This is a genomic window from Pontibacter beigongshangensis (genome assembly GCF_014332515.1).
Classification (GTDB): Bacteria; Bacteroidota; Bacteroidia; order Cytophagales; family Hymenobacteraceae; genus Pontibacter; species Pontibacter beigongshangensis.
On record NZ_VFSD01000069.1, the window covers coordinates 1 to 439 of the forward strand.

Annotated in this window: 1 protein-coding gene; it reads left to right on the forward strand. The window is 36.2% G+C overall.

Annotated features, from left to right (window positions below; translation table 11 throughout):
• Positions 1-21 precede the first annotated feature (21 nt).
• The gene (locus FJM74_RS22130) at positions 22-372 is read left to right on the forward strand and encodes a hypothetical protein (protein WP_187264828.1); all 351 of its coding nucleotides are present in this window, start codon (positions 22-24) and stop codon (positions 370-372) included.
• Positions 373-439: the final 67 nt, after the last annotated feature.

The window sequence follows — 439 nt, forward strand, 5'->3', positions numbered from 1 at the left end:
GTAGCAAATTTGAGTTAAGAAATGGAACACCCAGAAGAATATGAATTAATGGCTGTGTTTGAGAGTGAGCCGGATATGCTTGACTCTGTAGCTGATGTTCCCTTTTATTATAACCAATCAACTTATAAGTATAGCAATCCCGAAAACGAAGTAATTACTTTCACAATGACACCATCCTATAATGAAGTCTCATTTAAAGTGTTAAAGGAAAACTTTGAGATTGCTAACATGAATCTGCAAAACATCTCTTCCTTTAATGTGCTTAGTGACAATAAAGCAGAAAAAAGAATAATGTTAACAGGAAGGAATTATAAGCTTAAAGTACAGTTGAAACCAAGATTCAAAATTGAGTTTACGGAGGACATAGTATAAAAACTGGCTACAACACAACACAGGCATCATGTTCGGCTTATGCCTCACCCGTTGCCTGTCCGAGACC

Bases quoted from the DNA above. Each gene is read 5' to 3' on its own strand.
- FJM74_RS22130 (WP_187264828.1), top strand. From the start codon at position 22: ATGGAACACCCAGAAGAATATGAATTAATGGCTGTGTTTGAGAGTGAG.